Annotated in this window: 10 protein-coding genes; 5 read left to right on the top strand and 5 right to left on the bottom strand. The window is 66.6% G+C overall.

From position 1 onward, the window contains the following. Positions 1-91 precede the first annotated feature (91 nt). A complete protein-coding gene (mfd, locus tag ASE70_RS00240; RefSeq protein ID WP_056403033.1) occupies positions 92-3,550 on the top strand; it encodes a transcription-repair coupling factor in 3,459 nt (1,152 codons plus the stop codon). A 293-nt stretch (positions 3,551-3,843) separates the two neighbouring features. On the opposite strand, the gene ASE70_RS00235 is transcribed toward mfd, so the two are convergent. The 3 genes from ASE70_RS00235 to ASE70_RS19435 are packed head-to-tail and all read right to left on the bottom strand — an operon-like array spanning position 3,844 to position 5,788. Next, the gene (locus tag ASE70_RS00235; protein WP_082450461.1) at positions 3,844-4,851 is read right to left on the bottom strand and encodes a sensor histidine kinase; all 1,008 of its coding nucleotides are present in this window, start codon (positions 4,849-4,851) and stop codon (positions 3,844-3,846) included. Beyond that, positions 4,841-5,479 carry an AI-2E family transporter gene (locus tag ASE70_RS00230; RefSeq protein WP_268795531.1) on the bottom strand — a complete coding sequence of 213 codons (639 nt, stop codon included), beginning with the start codon at positions 5,477-5,479 and terminating at the stop codon, positions 4,841-4,843. The genes ASE70_RS00235 and ASE70_RS00230 overlap by 11 nt, the downstream gene beginning before the upstream one ends. A gap of 3 nt (positions 5,480-5,482) precedes the next feature. Continuing rightward, positions 5,483-5,788, bottom strand: coding sequence for a hypothetical protein (locus tag ASE70_RS19435; RefSeq protein WP_056500190.1), 306 nt, complete (start codon positions 5,786-5,788; stop codon positions 5,483-5,485). A 2-nt stretch (positions 5,789-5,790) separates the two neighbouring features. Here ASE70_RS19435 and ASE70_RS19430 point away from each other — a divergent pair, with 2 nt between their 5' ends. From ASE70_RS19430 to ASE70_RS00205, 4 genes are all read left to right on the top strand, one after another. After that, positions 5,791-6,147, top strand: a complete 357-nt coding sequence (locus ASE70_RS19430) for a cytochrome c oxidase subunit II (protein WP_235519478.1) — start codon at positions 5,791-5,793, stop codon at positions 6,145-6,147. After that, entirely contained in the window at positions 6,144-8,594 is a 2,451-nt protein-coding gene (ctaD, locus tag ASE70_RS00215; protein WP_056500186.1) for a cytochrome c oxidase subunit I, read from the top strand. The genes ASE70_RS19430 and ctaD overlap by 4 nt, the downstream gene beginning before the upstream one ends. Continuing rightward, the gene (locus ASE70_RS00210; RefSeq protein WP_056403025.1) at positions 8,591-8,902 is read left to right on the top strand and encodes a hypothetical protein; all 312 of its coding nucleotides are present in this window, start codon (positions 8,591-8,593) and stop codon (positions 8,900-8,902) included. The genes ctaD and ASE70_RS00210 overlap by 4 nt, the downstream gene beginning before the upstream one ends. 64 nt (positions 8,903-8,966) lie before the next feature. Next, complete coding sequence (locus ASE70_RS00205) at positions 8,967-11,420, top strand: outer membrane protein assembly factor BamB family protein (protein WP_082450456.1); 2,454 nt, start codon at positions 8,967-8,969, stop codon at positions 11,418-11,420. Positions 11,421-12,088: 668 nt separating this feature from the next. On the opposite strand, the gene ASE70_RS00200 is transcribed toward ASE70_RS00205, so the two are convergent. Together ASE70_RS00200 and lpdA are read right to left on the bottom strand one after the other, a co-directional pair. After that, positions 12,089-13,471 (bottom strand): porin, encoded by a 1,383-nt coding sequence (locus ASE70_RS00200; protein WP_056500181.1) that lies wholly within the window; start codon positions 13,469-13,471, stop codon positions 12,089-12,091. Between the two features lie 66 nt (positions 13,472-13,537). After that, entirely contained in the window at positions 13,538-14,950 is a 1,413-nt protein-coding gene (gene lpdA / locus ASE70_RS00195; protein WP_056500179.1) for a dihydrolipoyl dehydrogenase, read from the bottom strand. Positions 14,951-14,964 lie beyond the last annotated feature (14 nt).

The raw sequence follows: 14,964 nt of genomic DNA, 5'->3' as shown, positions 1-14,964 counted from the left end.
GGTCGGGGAGAGGGGCAGTCACAACATCCGCCCCGAACTCCCCCTCTCCCAACCCTCTCCCCCAAAGGGGGAGAGGGCTTTTAGGTAGCCGATGCCCGACCTCTCCAAGATCCTGTCCGCCCCCCGCTCGCTGACCCTCGCGGGCGTTCCGGCAGGCTTCCTCCCCGTCCTCCTCGCCGACCTCGCGCGTGGGACCAAGGGCGACCTCGTCTACATCGCCCCCGACGAAGCGGCGATGCGCGCCATCGCCACCACCGCCCCCTTCTTCGCCCCCGACCTGTCGGTCCTGCAATTTCCGGCATGGGACTGCCTGCCCTATGACCGCGCCAGCCCAACGCTGCGGTCGATGGCCGAACGTCTGTCGGCGCTCCACGCGCTCCAGACGGCGGCGAAAGGCCCCCGCCTGATCGTCACCACCGTCAACGCCGCGAGCCAGCGGACGCTGACCCCGTTCCGCATCCGCCAGCTGGTCGCGCGCCTTGCCCCGGGCGAGCGCATCTCGCTCCCCCGCCTCTCCGCGCTGCTGCAAGCGAACGGCTATAACCGCGTCGACACCGTTCATGACGCCGGCGAGTTCGCCGTCCGCGGCGGCCTCGTCGACCTGTGGCCGTCGGGCTCCGACTCGGGTCTCCGCCTCGACTTCTTCGGCGACGAGATCGAAACCGTTCGCACCTTCAGCCCTGAAGATCAACGCACCACCGGCCGCGTCGACGGCTTCACCCTGCTCCCCGCTTCCGAAGCGCTGCTCGACGAAGACTCGATCAAGCGGTTCCGCACACGCTACCGCGAGAAATTCGGTGCGACCGCGACCGGCGACCCGATCTATCAGGCGATCAGCGACGGCCGCCGCCTCTCGGGCATGGAACATTGGCTGCCCTTTTTCGAAGAGCGGCTCGAAACCTTCTTCGACCACCTTTCGCCCGAAACGGTCATCGTCCGCGACGCGGGCGTGCCGGCCGCCGCCGAACAGCGTTTCGAATCGATCGCCGACTATCACACCAACCGTGTCCGCGCGCAGACCAACGATCCCGGCAGCTACCGCCCGCTGCTCCCCGCCGCGCTCTATCTGTCGGCCGACGAATGGGTCGCCCGCCTGTCGGACACCGCCGCGCATCAGGTCACGCCCTTCCACGCCCCCGACAGCGCCACCTCGATCGATTTCGAGGTCGAGTCCCCACGCGACTTCACCCCCGAACGCACACAGCAGGCGAACATCTACGAAGCGGTCGTCGATCACATCGCCGCGCTGCGTAAGCAGGGTCGCAAGCCGATCCTCGCCAGCTATTCGGAGGGTGCGCGCGAACGGTTGATGGGCCTGCTCGCCGATCACGACCTGACCGGCGTCTCGACCGTCGAGATGTGGCAACAGGCGCTGGGCGGCGCGAAGTCGACCGTCTCGTTCGTCGTCCTGCCGCTCGACCATGGTTTCACCGCCGCCGATGTCGCGGTCCTGACCGAACAGGACATGCTCGGCGACCGCCTCGTCCGCCGTGCCAAGCGCCGCAAGAATACCGACGCCTTTCTTCAGGAACTGGCCACCCTCTCGCCCGGCGATCTCGTCGTCCACGCCGACCACGGCATCGGCCGCTATGTCGGGCTGACGCAGGTGCCGGTGGCGAAGGCCCCGCACGACTGCGTCCAGCTCGAATATGCCGGCGGCGACAAGCTCTACGTGCCGGTCGAAAATCTCGAAGTCCTCAGTCGCTATGGCGCGGGTGAGGAAGGCGCATCGCTCGACCGCTTGGGCGGCGAGGCATGGCAGCGGCGCAAGGCGCGGATGAAGGACCGCATCCGCGAAATCGCGGGCGACCTCATCGCCACCGCCGCCAAGCGCGCGATGCGCCCCGCCGACATCGCCGAACCGGACGCGGGCGGCTATCCCGCCTTTGTCGATCGGTTCCCGTATCAGGAAACCGACGATCAGGAACGCGCCATCGCCGACGTCCTCGAAGACCTTGGCGCGGGACGCCCGATGGACCGCCTCGTCGTCGGCGATGTCGGTTTCGGCAAGACCGAGGTGGCGCTCCGCGCCGCCTTCGTCGCCGCCATGGCCGGGATGCAGGTCGCGATCGTATGTCCCACGACCCTCCTCGCCCGCCAGCATTACAACAACTTCAAGGCCCGCTTCGAAGGCTTCCCGATCGAAATCGGCCGCCTCTCCCGCCTGGTCACCGCGACCGAGGCGAAGAAGGTCCGCGACGGCCTGACCGACGGCACCATCGACGTCGTCGTCGGCACCCACGCCGTGCTGTCGAAACAGGTCGATTTCAAACGGCTCGGCCTCGTCATCGTCGATGAGGAACAGCGGTTCGGCGTGACGCACAAGGAACGGCTGAAGGCGATGAAGGCCGACGTCCACGTCCTGACGCTCACCGCCACCCCGATCCCGCGCACGCTGCAAATGGCGATGTCGGGCCTGCGTGAACTGTCGGTGATCCAGACCCCGCCGGTCGATCGCCTCGCGGTCCGCACCTACATCATGCCATGGGACCCGGTCGTGCTGCGCGAGGCGTTGCTGCGCGAACATTATCGCGGCGGGCAGGCCTATTTCGTCACCCCGCGCATCGCCGACCTGCCCGATATCGAGAAATTCCTGACCGAGGAAATTCCCGAAATCCGCTACGTCGTCGCCCATGGCCAGATGGCCCCGACCGAGGTCGAGGAACGCATGTCGGCCTTTTACGACAAGCGGTACGACCTGCTCGTCTCGACCACCATCGTCGAGAGCGGCCTCGATATTCCGTCGGCCAATACCCTCATCATCAACCGCGCCGACAAATTCGGCCTCGCCCAGCTCTACCAGCTGCGCGGCCGCGTCGGGCGATCCAAGACCCGCGCCTATGCGTACATGACCACGCCCCCCGAACGGCTGGTCAGCGACGCGGCGGAAAAGCGGCTGAAGGTCCTGTCCGACCTCGAATCGCTGGGTGCCGGTTTCCAGCTCGCCTCCCACGACCTCGACATTCGCGGTGCCGGCAACATGCTCGGCGACGAACAATCGGGCCATATCAAGGAAGTCGGCTTCGAACTCTACCAGTCGATGCTCGAGGAGGCGATCCTCGACGCCAAGGCCGGCGGCATCCGCGACGACAAGCCCAAAGACTTCTCGCCCGCGATCACCGTCGACGCGCCGATCCTGATCCCGGAGGACTATGTCCCCGACCTCGACCTGCGCATGGGCCTCTATCGCCGCCTCAACGACGTCGAGGACCGCGCGGGCATCGACGCCTTCGCCACCGAACTGATCGACCGGTTCGGCAAACTGCCGGTCGCCACCGCCAACCTGCTGCAACTGATCGAGGCGAAGCTGAACGCGAAGAAGGCTTGCGTCGCCAAGATCGACATCGGTGCCAAGGGCGCGATCGTCAGTTTCCATGAGGACAAGTTCCCGAGCGTCGAAGGGCTGCTCGCCTATGTCGACAAGCTGGCCGGCACCGCGAAGCTCCGCCCCGACATGAAACTGGTCATCAGCCGCAGCTTCGGCGACCCACAGGCGCGCCTGAACGCGGCGCTCCAGATTTCGCGGGGACTGGCGAAGGCGGCGGGGTAGAAGCCGGTCTTCCCGTTTCACGGAAGCGATCGGCTGTTTGGAGTCGCTTTCGCTCAAACGTGATCGCCCTCACCCTTCCGCGGCCGTGCCGCTCCCTCCCTCTCCCGCCGGGAGAGGGAAAGACGCCGAAGGCGGCGAAGGGTGAGGGCAACCAAAGGCGATAGAGTTTGACCCTAGCGCAGCCGGATTCCCACCGTTCGTACCCGACGCCTCCCCGGCCGTCCCCTCCACCATTGGCTCGCGCCGTTACGGATGGGCCCGCGACCAACGCACATTGAATCTCTCCGGCATCATCATGCCTCGGTACGACCGTCTCCCGGATACTCCAGGTCGAGCGTCGCGGTGAAGTGGCAGCCGGTGTCGGTCTTCTGGCGCGAAACCACGCCGTTCCGCTGCTTGGCCAGCAGGCGGACGAGGCGGGAACCCATGCCGCTGACCACGTCTTCGGCGCAACCGGCACCATCGTCGCGGACGTCGATCCGCAAGCCGCGGCTCGTTCGTTCCACGATCACGTCCACTGCACCCCCGCGATCGTCGGGGAATGCATATTTGAAGGCGTTGGTGACGAGTTCGTTGACGATCAGCCCGATCGTGACCGCATCGGCACTGCTGATCGCGATCGTGGACGCTTCGAGCCGCACTGCAATTGGCCGGATGCCCCGCAGCAGATCGCCCAATCCCGTGCATAGCCCGCGCAGATAGTCGCCGATATCCACTTCTCCGATGCCTTCGCGGTAGCGCAGCCGGTCCTGCGCCGCAGCGATCACGTTGACGCGCGCGACGGCCGTCGCCAGCGCTTCCTGCACCGCCGGATCGCGACTGGAGCGCGCCTGAAGTTGCAGGGCGGACCCGATGATCGCCAAATCATTCTTGGTCCGGTGCGCCAGCTCGTCCAGCAACAGGCTCTTGTTGCGCTCCGCCCGGTCGAGCCGCGCCGCGACCTGACGCAGCGTATCGGTGACGGTGACGACGAAGCCGCTGGTCAGGATGAATATGCCGAGCGGGACGAGGCTGGCCAGCGGCAGCGTAAGGCTGTTATATGGGTAGATGAAGAAATAGGCCGAACTGGCCGTCGACAGGGCGATGGCAAGAAGCCCGCATCGGCGATCGAACAGCAGGGCCGCGAGAAATACCGCCGGCGAGAACAGCAGCGTCGGGAAACTCTGGAGCGGTTGCCCCAGGAGATATCGCACCACGGTGGCCACCGCGACGATCGCCACCGTCCCTGCGATCGACACCGCCAGCGACGGCACATGCCGGGGGAACCACGCGGGCAGCGCAGTCGATGTTTCAGTCGTCATCGCGGCTCACCGTTTCCGGTTTACGGGGCTCGATCCACAGGCACCTGACCAATACCCAGGCTGCGACGGTGAGCGGCCCGCCGAGAAGTATCCCGACGATACCGAACATGCCACCGAACAGGAAGAGCGCGAACAGTGTCACCGCAGGCGGGATCGATACGGCAAAGCGCATCACCAGCGGTGCCATGGCGTTGCCCTCGATCTGCTGCCACACGACGAAGAAGCCCGCCGTCCACATGAATGTCTCAACGCCCGTGGTCAGCGCGATCAGCAGCGCCGGCACCGCACCGAGAAAGGGGCCGACCAGCGGGATGAATTCGAACAGTCCGGCCACGATCGCCAGCGCCAGCGCGGAGGGGACACCGATCAGCGTCAATCCGATCAGCACGGCGAAAAAGGTTGCGGCCATCGACACCAACTGCCCCAGCAGCCAGTTGCGCAGCGCATCGCCCGTTTCCCGCACGGCGACGCCCGCGCGGGACCGAGCGGAGCGCGGGAGCATCGCCAGCATTCCCTTGTGGTACTCGGCCGGGCTGGCCGCAAAGTAGATGCCGCCCAGCACTGCGAGCAAGAGTCCGGTCATCGCAGCCGTCATCATCCCGAACATCGATTGTGCGACCGATGCGATCGTCTAGCCGTCCGGGGAGACCGTATCGATCACGCTTTGCACGCGGTCTTCGCCGACCCATGCCGCGAAACGCTGCCATGCGTCCGGCAGCGCATCGCCCAGACCAGACAGTTGCGACCGAAGTTCCTGTCCGAACAGAATGCCGACGCCGGTCAGCAGCCCGAGGATCAGCACCCCCGCGAGCGCGATCGCCCATCCCTTGCGAAGCGGCAGGACGCGACACAGCCCGTCGGCCGCAGCATGCAATATCACCGCGACCAGCACCCCGGCAAAGGCCAGCAACAGCACGTCGTGCAGCCGCCAGATCACGATTGCCAGCGCAACGAGCGGTCGCGATCGACATCGTCGCGCGGCAATATGCCTGGGATGTCGGATATCCCGGCGGGCGTCGGACGCGCGACGTCCTGCATATTCCGGCGAACCGCCCGGTCGACCTGCGCATCACCGCAACGGACGTGATCCACAGCTTCTGGGTGCCGCGCCTCGCAGGCAAGATGGATGCGATACCGGGTCATACCAGCACGTTGCGGATCCAGGCCGATCTGCCCGGCACCTATCGCGGCGAATGCGCCGAATATTGCGGGACCGGCCATGCGGGCCACGGCTTTACCGTCGTCGCGCACGATGCCGCCGAATGGACCGCCTTCATTGGGGAGCGCGCGCGATGAAGGCGTTGCGACTGCATCACGAACTGACCGCGATCTGGCGTACCGAACCGGGCTGGCGCGGCGCGCTGCGCTCGGTCAACCACAGCGACATCGGCAAGCGCTTCATCGTCGCCGCCTTCGTCTTCTTTGCGATCGGCGGCGTGCTGGCCATGCTGATCCGCGCGCAGCTCGCCACGCCGCGTAGCGCGTTCGTCGGGCCGGAGGTCTATAACCAGATCTTCACGATGCACGGCAGCATCATGATGTTCCTGTTCGCCATCCCGATGTTCGAGGGGCTGACGATGTACCTGCTGCCCAAGATGCTGGGCAGCCGCGATCTCGCCTTTCCACGGCTGTCCGCGCTTGGCTGGTGGTGCTATCTCTTCGGCGGCACGATCATCATCGTCGCGATGCTGGCGGGTGTCGCGCCCAACGCGGGATGGTTCCTGTATCCGCCGCTGTCGGGCAAGACCTTCACGCCCGGCATCAACTCCGATGTCTGGCTGCTCGGCATCACCTTTGTCGAGATTTCGGCGATGTCCGCCGCGATCGAGATCGCGGTTTCGGTCCTGAAGCTACGCGCCCCGGGAATGCGGCTGGACCGGATGCCGATCTTCGCATGGTACATGTTGGCGACGGCGGGGATGATGATCTTCGGCTTCCCGCCATTGATCCTCGGATCGATCCTGCTGGAGATCGAGCGCGCGTTCGGATGGCCGTTCTTCGACCCCGCGCTCGGCGGCTCGCCGCTCTTGTGGCAGCATCTGTTCTGGCTGTTCGGCCATCCGGAGGTCTACATCATCTTCCTGCCCGCGGCGGGCGCGGTATCGACCATCCTGCCGGTGATGGCGCGCACCCGGCTGCTGGGATATGGTGCGATCGTCGCGGCGATCATGGCGCTCGCCTTCCTCAGCTTCGGGCTGTGGGTCCACCACATGTTCACCACCGGCATTCCGCACATGGCGCTGGGCTTCTTCTCCGCCGCGTCCGCGCTGGTCGCGGTGCCGACCGCGGTGCAGATCTTCGCCTGGCTCGGCACGCTGTGGGGCGGCCGGCCCGAGATGAAACTGCCGATGCTGTACCTCATCGGCTTCTTCATCGTCTTCGTCCTGGGCGGGCTGACGGGCGTGATGCTGGCGATGGTCCCGTTCGATGGGCAGGCACACGATACCGCGTTCGTCACCGCGCATCTGCATTACGTGCTGGTCGGCGGGTTCGTGTTCCCGATGCTGGCCGCCGCTTATTACTGGCTTCCCCATTTTACCGGACGGCAGCGGGTGATGCGGATCGGCGAAGCGGCGTTCTGGCTGATCTTCATCGGTTTCAACATGACCTTTTTCCTGATGCACCTGACCGGACTGCTTGGAATGCCGCGGCGGGTCGACACCTACCCCGACGGGATGGGCTGGACGCTCCTGAACCTGCTGTCGTCGGTCGGCAGCTTCGTGCAGGCGTTCGGTTTCGCGCTGTTCCTGATCGACGTCGTGCTGCAGATCAGGCTGGGTCGACGGCACGCGCGCGATCCCTGGAACGCGCAGACGCTGGAATGGGCGATGCCCACCCCGGCCCCGGATTACAATTTCGCCAGCATCGCCACGGTGAGCGATCGCGAACCGCTGGCGACGATGCCCGATCTTGGCGTGCGGCTGGCGCGCGGTGAGGGGCTGCTGGCGGTGGCGCGGAACGGCTGGCGCGAGACGATCGCGGTCGACATGACCACCGGCACGCCCGACCATGTCGCGATCCTGCCGGGCAACAGCTGGTTGCCGATCGCCACGGCCGCGACACTCGGCGGCTTCTTTCTGTCGATGCTTGCCGGCCTGTATGTCGTCGCGCCGCTATTCCTGCCGGTGGTGGCGTGGCTCGGCTGGCGCTGGGCGTGGACCAATGGGCGGCGCGAGGACACCGGGCTGGTGGACGTCGGACAGGACCGCCGGTTGCCGACCAGTTTCGAGGCGGCGCGCACCACCGGCTGGTGGGGCAGCGTCCTGGCGCTCGGTGCCAGCGCCACGCTGTTCGCGTCATTGCTGTTCGGCTACGCCTTTCTCTGGACGGTGGCACCCAACTGGCCGCCGCCCGCGCTGATCGCGCCCTCGCTGTTCGCGCCGCTGCTGGCGGTAGCGGGTGCGGGTTGTGCCGTCGTGATGGCACGACGGGGCAAGACGGCGATCGCGGCCGGCGGACAGGGTGCAGTTGTGCTGGCCCTCGTCATGCTGCTGGTCGGGGCGGCACCATCGCCGACCGGCCATGCCTATGCCGCGACCAGTGCCGCGGTCGCTGCTTATGGCGTCTTCCATGCGGTGGTCGCCATGCTGATGCTGGCGTTCGTCGTCGCGCGGCAACGGGCCGGCTTCCATTCCGCTGCCCGTTCGGGCGAGCTTCGGATCGTGCGGCTGTGGAGCGATCACGCCGCGGGTGCCGGAGCCTTCTGTGCGATCCTGCTCGTCGTGCCGGGGTGGCTGGCATGATCGTACTGCTGCGCCTGTCGGCAGGGCTGATCGGTTGGGTCGTCGCGTTCTGCCTGATGTACGGCCTGCACGGGATTGGCTGCGCACGACGGTGGGACCGGGTCGACGCCCTTGGCGGCGACCTGCACCGCACGGCGCTGGTCGCCACCTGGCTGGTCTGTCTGCTCGCGACGCTGTTGGCGGCGGTGTATCTGTCGCGCCGACGAACGACGTTGCTCGATCGAGCCACCATGGCGACGGGCTGGACCGGTTTCGTCGCCACTGCCGTCACGTTCGTGCCGCTGCTCATCATTCCGTCCTGCCTGTGATGCTGGTCGGGAACTTTGCTGCGATGCGGCATTTTAAAAACCATCGACATCACGCGGGGCCGAAATGACCGACCGTTCGACGAAACCGCGGATCGCGCGTGCGCTGCAGGGTGGCGGCAGGATCGGAATGCCAAACGCGCGTGGTGGCTGGCGGATCGTGCTGCTGGCGGTGCAGACGGTCGCCGGGCTGCTGGGGCTGGCGATGCTCGGACTCGGCCTGTGGCTGATCGCATTGGGCGGAAACTGGTATTACGCGATCTGCGGCGCGCTCCTGACCGCAGGCGCGATCGCCACATGGCGCGGTCATCACCCCTTCGGACTGATCGGACCGGTCGCGGCGCTGGCACTCAGCATCGTCTGGGCCGTGTGGGAAATCGCGGGCAAGGGCTGGCAGCCGGTATGGGCGATCGATCTGGCGGCGCGGATCGGCGTGATCGGCGCGCTGGCCGTCATCGCCCTCGCCGCATGGCGCGCGGGCAGCGGCGACGCCCGACACCGGCGCGTCGTCTACATCGGCACCGGGGCGGGACTTGCCCTCGTGGTCGGCGGTATCGCACTGGCATGGGAGCGTCCGACCGGACCGGGCACCGCTGCCGCCTCCGTCGCCTACCCCGCCGATACCGACTGGACGGCGTTCGGTGGCACCAACGCCGGCGAGCGTTTCTCCCCCGCCGGACAGGTCACCCCGGCCAATGTCGGCACGCTGCGCGAGGCATGGCGCTTCCATACCGGCGACGAACAGCCGAACGAGCGCGTCCACTACGCGGCACAGAACACGCCGCTCAAGATCGGAGACACGCTGTTACTATGCTCTCCGGGCAACATGGTGTTCGCGCTCGATCCGGGCACCGGCGCGGAACGCTGGCGGTTCGATCCGAACGTTGCCCCGCGGGCGATGGAATCGATGTTCAGTGCCGCCTGTCGCGCGGTCGGCTATCATGCTCGGGCGGACGCAGGCGATGCGGCCTGTGCGCGGCGGGTGTTCGTCGCGGCGGCGGACGGACGGCTGATCGCGTTGGATGCCGCGCGGGGCACCCCCTGCTCCGGCTTCGGGCGCGGCGGTACGGTGGACCTGACCGCGGGCATGGGGTTGCGCGAACCCGGTCATGCGTCGAGCAACTCGGGGCCGGCGGTCGTCGGCGATCTGGTGATCGTCGGCCAGCAGGTCAGCGACAACCAGCGGCGCGACGCGCCATCGGGCGTGGTGCGCGCTTACGACGCGACCGACGGGCGGCTGCGCTGGGCGTGGGACGCCAAGCGGATCGATCGGCCGCAGGTGCCGCTTGCGCCCGGGGAAACCTGGCCAGCGGGGACGCCCAACGTCTGGAACGTGATTTCCGCCGACGAAGGGCTGGGGCTGGTGTTCCTGGCCACCGGCAATGCCGGCAACGATCATTTTGGCGGCAACCGCGAGGCGGCGGACGACCGTTTCTCCTCCGCCGTCGTCGCGGTGGACGTGGCAAGTGGTGCGACGCGCTGGGCCTTCCGCACGGTCGATCGCGACCGGTTCGACTATGATCTCGGCGCGCAGCCCGTTGTGACCACGTTGCCGATCGCCGGCGTGAACCGGCGCGTCGTGATTCAGGGTACGAAGACCGGATCGCTGTTCGTGCTCGACGCCGCGACCGGTCGCCCGTTGCGCCCGATCGCGCAGGTGCCCGCACCACAGGGAGGCGTATCGGGCGAGATACTGTCGCCGACCCAGCCCCAGTCGATCTTCTATCCCAATTTCGCCGGGGTGCCGCAGCGTAATCCCGAACGAATCGACGCGCGCCACGCCTTCGGCCTGACCCCGATCGACGCCGCGCTGTGCCGCATCCAGTTTCAGCGGATGCGCTATGACGGGATGTACACGCCCCCGACCGATCAGGGCCTCGGCACGCTGCTCTATCCCGGCACGATCGGTGGGCTCAACTGGGGCGGGCTGGCGATTGACCGGGCGCGCGGGCTGGTCATCACCAACAACAGTCGGCTCGCCAACCAGGTACGCCTGATCCCCCGCGCGGACGTGTCGGACCCGGCGATCGGCGACGGCGGGCGCCGCCCGGATCAGACGGTCGCTCCGCAAAAGGGTGCGCCATGGGGTGTCGACCGGCCGATCTGGCTGTCGATCCTGGGCGTGCCGTGCAACACCCCGCCCTGGGGCTTCATCGCCGCGACCGACCTGAACACCGGCCGGCTGGCATGGAGCAAGCCGCTCGGCAGCGGCTTCGACGCCGGTCCGCTGGGCATGCCGATGCGGGTCCGCATCCCGCTCGGCACCCCGAACATCGGCGGCGCGGTGACGACTGCCACCGGCCTCACCTTCATCGCCGCGGCGCAGGACAACTATCTTCGCGCGTTCGAAACGGCCACCGGACGGCTCTTGTGGAGCGGGCGCCTTCCGGCGGGCGGACAAGCCTCGGCGATGACGTACATGCACAAGGGCCGGCAATATGTGGCGATCGGGGCGACCGGACACGGCCAGTTGCAGACGAAGGCCGGCGATGCGCTGGTGGTCTACGCGCTGCCGCGATGATGTCGGGATGCCAGAATGCAGGCATCGTCGTGGGTGTCGGGTTCCGGGCGGAACCCTCCCGATGCACCATGCAACCTGTCCGAGGCGCGACGCAGGACAGTTCGTCGGGAACACCATCGCGGCGTCGCGGCATCTTGCCCTCTCTTCACCTTGAAGATTGCCTGATCAGGTCCGCGACGGTCATTCCCGCATTCGAGACGGCGGGATATGACTGCCGGATCAGGCTTGCATCGCCCGGATTAGCGCCGGCCTGTCGATGAAGGGGATAGCGCGTCCGGGATTGAAGGCCAGCGCGGTCAGGCTGACTCGACGCGGACCTTCTCCAGCCCATGCATCGGAAACGCCCCCTGATGCATCCACCGCCCGATCGACCGAAACGGGTGCCCGACGGTAGCATTGCGGACAGGAATCCGACCGGTGGGGTTTCATCGACCCTGTCATCGTAACGCGATGGTGCCCGATCGACTACCCGTTTCGAAAAGGCCCGGTCAGCGCATCGGCCCGCGACCGACGCCGCTTTCCGACTTTCCTACACCGCAGCCGACTGTCAAATTCTGCGGCACGCCGTAGCCGGCCAAGCTCTTTGACCCCGCCGCTCCCCGTCCCGCGCGCAAACAGCGCGCAAGTGTGACCTTTGTGACCTTTGGCGCGCGCCCGCCGGAAAAAACCTAATAATTCAGCTGCAACTGCGTCCGGAACACGTCGCCCTCGGCCCGTCCCGACCGCCGTTCGTCCGCCTCGGCGCGTTCCATCCGCGCATAGGCCAGCGTCAGTTCCAGCGCCGGCACCGGCTGGAACTCGATGCCCAATTCGATCTCGTCGGTCTCCAGCCGCGGCGCGTTGACCGCCGCCTTCCACCCGCCGCGAGAGGTCTGCCAGCGGACATAGGGCATGAACGGCCCGACCGGCGACTGCCGCACCCGCGCGGTGCCCTGTACATAGCCGCCATATAGCGACCGTGTCGTGATGCCGCGCAGCACCGGGTCATATTCCGGCCCGCGCCCCCAATTCCATTCGGCCTGCACCCCGAAGGGCTGCGGATACAGGATCGCGTGCAGCCCGATGCGATCGTCGGCAAAGGCGACCGGACTGACCCCGCCGGTGCGGATTTCGGGCTGGACGCGATTGGTATAGCCGCTCGCCCCGACCTCCAGCACCTGCTTGCCGCCGATCTCGAACGGCCATGTCGCCAGGGCCACCGCCATCACCGCATCATTCGCTTCCTCGCGATTGATGCCCTGTCCGTTATATACGCCGATCCCGAACGCACCGTAATTCCCGAACAGCTTCTGCCCGTCCTTGGTCAGCCGTTCCCAGATATCGTCGACCTGCTGCGGCGTATAATAAGCGACGACACCGATATCGCGCTCGCTCGGCACCCCGCTGTTGATGGCATCGCTGCGGTCGAGTGTCAGCCGGTTCGACGACGACTGCATATTCTCCCACCCGAACGGCACCTTCGACTGGCCGAAGCGCAGGCGAAACCGCTTGTTGGTGTCGAGGAACGCATCGAAATAGGCGTCGCGCAGTTGCAGGAACCCCTCGCGCCGCTCGCCGACCGACTGGTTCGACACGGCGGTCGCGAAATCGGGCTGAAGATAGAAGGACACCCGATCGCCCAGATCGCCCTGCAACACCAACCGGATGCGGCGGAAGGTGAAGCCGGTATCGTCGCCGATGCCGCTGTCATGGACCGAGCGCAGCCGGGCGATCCCGTCCGGAGCCGTGCGATCGCCGGAGATGATCTCGTTCAGCCGCAACTGGGTATAGCCGCGCAGCCGGATGCGGTCGTACCATTTCTCGCGGGATGGCTTGGCCGGGGCGGCAGCGACCTGCGTCGGGGCTACAGGCTCGGCCGCGACCGGGGCCGGCGTCGTTGCAGGTGCAGCGGCGATGACGGACGGTCTGGCTGCCGTCTGCGCCGCCTTCATTTCGGCGATGACCGCCTTCAACTCGTCGATCTGCCGCTGAAGCTCCTGCACCGTCTGCGCCGCAGCGGGCGGTGGAACCATGAAGGATGCGGCGACCGCCGCGGGCAGGAAGGGCTTCATGGACCCGCGCCATGCCGCTGCGGCACGACGCGGGTCAAGCGATGATGATGACGCTTCGTTCACGTCCTACATATGCAGCGTACGACCATAGGCCCCGAGCACCGACTCGTGCATCGATTCGGAGATCGTCGGATGGGCGAACACCGTCTCGGTCAGTTCCTTCTCGGTCGTCTCAAGCTGGCGGGCGATGACATAGCCCTGGATCATCTCGGTCACTTCCGCGCCGACCATGTGCGCGCCCAGCAGTTCGCCGGTCCTGGCATCGAACACCGTCTTCACGAAGCCTTCGGCCTCGCCCAGCGCGATCGCCTTGCCGTTGCCGATGAACGGGAATTTGCCGACCTTGACGCTGTAGCCCGCTTCCTTGGCCTTCGCCTCGGTAAAGCCGACGCTGGCGACCTGCGGCCGGGCATAGGTGCAGCCGGGGATGTTGTTTTTGTCCATCGCGTGCGGATGGACGTCCTTGTTGCCCAGCGCCTTGGCGATGGCTTCGGCGGCGATGACGCCCTCATGGCTCGCCTTGTGCGCCAGCCACGGCGCACCGGTCACGTCGCCGATCGCCCAGATGCCGTCGACATTGGTCTTGCCATAGCCGTCGGTCTTGATGTGGCCGCGCTCGGCCTCGATCTTCAGCGCCTCCATGCCGATATTCTCGGTATTGGGCACGATGCCGATCGCGACGATCGCGTGGCTGAACTCGACCTGTTCGACCTTGCCGTCCGGCCCCTTGATCGCGGCCTTGACCCCTGCCGGGCTCGCTTCCAGCTTTTCGAGGCCCGACTTGGTCTTGATCGTCATGCCCTGCTTGGTCAGCGCCTTGTGCATGAACTCGCTGACCTCGACGTCTTCGACCGGCATGATCCGGTCGAGCATCTCGACGATCGTCACGTCGGCACCCATGTCGTTGTAGAAGCTGGCGAACTCGACACCGATCGCGCCCGAGCCGATGACCAGCAGCTTGGTCGGCATTTCGGGCGGCACCATCGCATGACGGTACGTCCAGATCTTCGCGCCATCGGCCTTGGCGAACGGCAGGTCGCGGGCACGCGCACCGGTCGCGATGATGATATGCTTGGCTTCGAGTTCGGTGGTCTTGTCGCCCTGCTTGACGCTCAGCTTGCCCTTGGCAGTGATCGTGCCGACGCCTTCATGGACGACGACCTTGTTCTTCTTCATCAGCCCCTTGACGCCGGCATTCAGCTGCCCGGCGACCTTGCGGCTGCGATCGACGACCTTGGCGAGGTCGAACGCCGGCTTTTCGTTCGACAGGCCGTATTGCGCGGCGTGCATCATGTAGTGATAGATTTCGGCCGAGCGCAGCAGCGCCTTGGTCGGAATGCAGCCCCAGTTGAGGCAGATGCCGCCCAGCCGCTCGCGCTCGACGATCGCGACCTTCAGGCCAAGCTGGCTCGCGCGGATCGCCGCGACATAGCCGCCGGGGCCGGAGCCGAGCACGATCAGGTCGTAAGATTCAGCCATCACTTTACCTTTTC

Origin of the sequence: Sphingomonas sp. Leaf22, from assembly GCF_001421715.1 — a bacterium.
Classification (GTDB): Bacteria; Pseudomonadota; Alphaproteobacteria; order Sphingomonadales; family Sphingomonadaceae; genus Sphingomonas.
This window is presented reverse-complemented; position numbering and strand designations above follow the sequence as displayed.